The sequence below is a fragment of the Oribacterium sp. genome, assembly GCF_057249185.1.
Genome location: NZ_DBHIGR010000183.1, coordinates 1 through 4,121, shown reverse-complemented (window position 1 = coordinate 4,121; position 4,121 = coordinate 1). Strand labels below are relative to the sequence as shown.

Sequence of the window (4,121 nt, the reverse complement as noted above, 5' to 3'; positions counted from 1 at the left end):
ATTACTTAAATTAAGGATAAAATTTATGTTTTTTATGATATGATATATTATGCTACCACCCCTAAACGGGTACGGAAAGGGGGTGTGCTACATGGGGATATTTTTGTCTTTTTTAATCTCTGTTTTGGCGGGTATTGTTTGCCACTTTATCTGCAAATGGTTGGACGGAGATCAGTAAGCGGTAGTCAACCTAAGGTCTAATCCACCTTGCCACAACGGAATAAAATCCCCCAGGAGTTGCCGCTCCTGGGGGATTTGCGTACTACATGAGTACTTCTGTCTTTTTTACGTTTCTAAGTATAGCATAAGCAGACAAAAAATCAAGAAATGGTGTGATGAAATAATGTAGCGTTTGAAGATTACGCTTCAATCCGAAACTCCAAAAGATGCCCTAAAAGCTCCTCCGCAGGTACAGCAAATTCCTCAGCAAGTTCTTTTAAACGCTCATCAATCAAGTACTTACTTTGTCTTTGATAACGCATTAATCTCTCTCCGTGGAGAAAGCTTTCACTGATTCCATTGGGCTTTGCCCCTAATTTCCGCATCATGCCGATGGAAGCTTCATTGTCCGCATCTACCCGTCCTCTATAGACAGACTCTCCGGTACGACGCTTTAAGGCCTTCATCAAAAGCCTTAAGCTTTCTGTGCCGATTCCCCGTCCTTGGTATTGTTTTTTCAAGGAAATGCACAATTCCCAAGGACTTGCCTGTATATTTCGGATTCCACAGTAGCCTAAGAATAGTCCATTAAATGAAAATATACTGTAATAAGCTCTATTCCTATAGTGGAAGCTGTTCCAAAGATTCTTTAAAAACCTCTGGTCGGAAAAGGCCGCCTTAAAGAAGGAAGCATCATATTCCACCTCCATATAACCTTCCCTATCTTCCTCTGCAATTCCCAGCAGACAAAGGCTTTCTCCTTCCGCCAGAAGCTCTCCTTCCTTCGGCAAAATACTTTCGTCAAAGAGAGGATTTCTCTCCTCCAGAACTTCTTCCTCCGCGAAATGAAGTTCCTCCTCTAGTGCAGAAAAGAGGCTGCAAAATCGCTCTGCTGCCCCTTCCTTCTTGTCACCCTGTTCAATTTTTTCGATTTCTTTTAAACCTTCCAATATTTCCGAGAACAACATCTGTTCCTTCAAGTGAATATTTCTGTCCTCCTTCAGTACTTTCATAGCCACCCCTCTCTGTAGGTCGCCGTCCCACGCTCTATAATTCTCCAAGCCTTATTGCCGGAGAATATTTCTATACCGAAAAGGCTATCTTTCTAGCTTTAGGATACACCCAAGAGTATGGGATTTCTACACTTTAGAGCATAAAAGTTTTTTGCAATTCGACTAAAGGCTTAAATTATTTTTCATATTTTTCCAATTTACATATTATGGGTTTTCTATGTTTATGAAATTCAAGAAATGAAGGGACTGTATACCAAAAAGTATATATAGTTTTCATGCAGTATAGGTCTGAATAGGGGCAATCTGAGCCCGCCGGTACTTGCGAAAAACAAAGGTACTGTAGTTTTTCGCTTAGTACCGATGCAGGGCGAGGTTAGCGGGAGCGTGCCCCTATTTTAGACCTATACTGCATGGAAACTTATTATTTCTATGAAGTCCCTTTATTTCACATTTAGACATAGAAAATCCTTTGTCCCGCTGCCTTCTTTAAGCGATTCATTAAGGCAAATCCTACTCCTTCTTCAGAATAGCACTCTCCCAAAATCAATTCCGCTCCATCTTCATCTGCCTGCCGAAGCAGTCGAAACAAATTATGTGTCATGGATAGGGGTTCCTCTCTCCTACCTAAAATTTGCACTGTAAAACGACCATCCCCCTCATATAGGGAAGCAGTATCTTCTCCACAAAGAATCCAAATCTTTCTCTCCGGAGATACCGAAAATTCCTTCTCCCCATAAGAAAGGATGGCTTCCGCTATCAGCTTTTTCTCTTCCCCATACGGTATTTCATTTGCCTTTTGACTCTGATCAGAAAGCAGATTTTTCTTAAAGAGTATCATCTCCGCCTTAGGAGCATAGTGCCTATATTTCATGCCGGGAGCCTTTGGGGTAAAGCCCTCTGCCATGCTCTTTCCCAACAAAGTCGGGTCAATGGCCACCTTTTCCCCTAAGACTTCTTCCAAATCCTCTATCGTAATAGCTCCCGGACGAAGCAGGGTGGGACTGTCTTCACTTAAATCCACAATGGTGGATTCCACCCCGATGCCCACTGCCCCGTCCTCTAAGATGCCCTCAATTCTACCGCCCAAATCCTCCAAAACATGGGCAGCCTCTGTAGGGCTGGGCCGGCCGGAAAGGTTTGCGGAAGGGCCGGCAATGGGGAAGCCGCAAGCGCGAATCAGGTCAAGAGTTAAGGCATTTTCAGGAGAACGAAGGGCCACGGTTTCCAGTCCTCCGGTACTTTCCTTCGGTACAATATCGGACTTTGGCAGTACCAGTGTCAAGGGTCCAGGCCAAAAGGCTTCCATCAGCTTCTTCGCCTTTTCCGGTAAAGCTTTTACCAAAGGGTAGACCTCTTCTATGGAGGAAACGTGCAAAATCAAAGGATTGTCGGAGGGTCTGCCCTTAGCGGCGTAAATCTTTTTTGCCGCCTCCTTATCCAAACCGTTCCCTCCTAAGCCGTATACGGTTTCCGTAGGGAAAGCCACTAAGCCTCCCTGCTTTAGAATCTCAGCGGCCTCTGAAATTCCTTCTTTTCCAAAGATTTTTGTCTTCATCCTGACGCCTCTACTTTAAGATATTTCTATAATGCTTTTTTACTGTTTAATCATGCTGTTTTATGAAGCCTTTTCTTCTAAATTCAGAATGGACCAAAATCCCTGGGGCTCCTGTCCAAGCTTCCAAGCCGCAACCCCCTGAATGCCCTTTTCCCGGAGCAAACTCATCTTTGCTTCCATGGACTTTTCATCCTCCATCCAGATTTCCTTTTTCTCATTTCCATCCTGAATCACGCCATAGTATTGGCCAATATCCTCTTTCCACACTAAAGGAACATTTTTTTCTGTAATCCATTCCTTCGCCTTTTTGATGGAAAGAGCCTCGGAACGGAGCTTTCCGTTTGCATCGGTAATCCAGACTCTGGTATAGAACGGCAGGGCAATAATTACTCTGTTCTTATCCATCTTCGCAGCGCTTTCGTCAATTCCTCGCTCCACGTAGCTTAAAGACGAAACGGAGCCGGCTTCCTCGGAACCTGCATAATGCTCGTCATAGCACATAATGACCACATAATCACAAATCTCTCCCAGCTCCTTGATATTGTAGTAAGCATTATAAGAATAGGGAACATAGCAATCCACGCTCAAAAAGAGATCCTCGGTACGGCAGGCAATGGAGAGCTCTCGCATAAACTCCAGATAATCTCTGGCTGCACCTTCCGGTAAAAGTTCAATATCTACATTGATTCCGTCAATCTGCTTTTCCTTTAAATCCTTTACCAAATTTTCAATCAAAGCACTTCTATGCTTTGCCGCAGAAAAAAGCGCCTTGGCATCCACCTTTCCCGCATCAAAGTTATTGAGGGTGGCAAATACCTTCTTTCCTGCTGCATGAGCCTTGGCTACATAGTTGGCATCGCTATAGGAAATAAAGTTCCCGGCATTGTCGGAAAGCACATACCAGGTAGGTGCCACAATATTTGACTCTGCCGCATTTGGCAATAAGGTATCCAAGGTATTGTTGGCTTCCGGAGTGGTAATCTGATGGAAGGCCAAAGTAGGATGAACTCCCTCTCCCATGCTTTTATGGGAATAGACCGGAGCCTGGAAGTCGGAGCTTTTTTCAATCTCCACCTCATCCCCTAAACGGCTGTTTCGAAGGTAACCGATAAAGCCGTCCTTGGTTTCCACCTTGGACCACTTCTCCATTTTTTCTAAAACCAGAACCTTATCTCCCTTTTCCAGGTCCGTAAGGATAGGACTCTTCACTCCCCCCTGCACACGAACCGCCTCTTTGGCCGTTAATGTCGCCTGCTTCTCCTTGCCAAAAGCATTGTAAAGAAAGACTCTCTTATGCTCCGCATCAGTAAAGTTTTCTACTTCCAGGGCAGTATGGGACTGAATCAGAGATAGGCTGAGGAAAATGTTTTTCCCGTCCACAAAATAGGGAAGCT

3 protein-coding genes are annotated in these 4,121 nt (G+C 44.4%); all 3 read right to left on the bottom strand.

From position 1 onward, the window contains the following. Window positions 1-359 precede the first annotated feature (359 nt). Window positions 360-1,172: a GNAT family N-acetyltransferase gene (locus tag ACO4PX_RS09005; RefSeq protein WP_485557213.1), complete on the bottom strand. Its 813-nt coding sequence runs from the start codon at window positions 1,170-1,172 to the stop codon at window positions 360-362. Between the two features lie 451 nt (window positions 1,173-1,623). After that, on the bottom strand, window positions 1,624-2,727 hold the full coding sequence (locus tag ACO4PX_RS09000) for an L-threonylcarbamoyladenylate synthase (protein WP_485557211.1): 1,104 nt from the start codon (window positions 2,725-2,727) through the stop codon (window positions 1,624-1,626). Window positions 2,728-2,787: 60 nt separating this feature from the next. Continuing rightward, window positions 2,788-4,121: glycosyl hydrolase family 18 protein (locus ACO4PX_RS08995; RefSeq protein ID WP_485572335.1), on the bottom strand; the 1,334-nt coding region annotated here is incomplete at its 5' end.

Coding starts and splice junctions, on each gene's coding strand:
- ACO4PX_RS09005 (WP_485557213.1), bottom strand. CDS start 1,172: ATGAAAGTACTGAAGGAGGACAGAAATATTCACTTGAAGGAACAGATG.
- ACO4PX_RS09000 (WP_485557211.1), bottom strand. CDS start 2,727: ATGAAGACAAAAATCTTTGGAAAAGAAGGAATTTCAGAGGCCGCTGAG.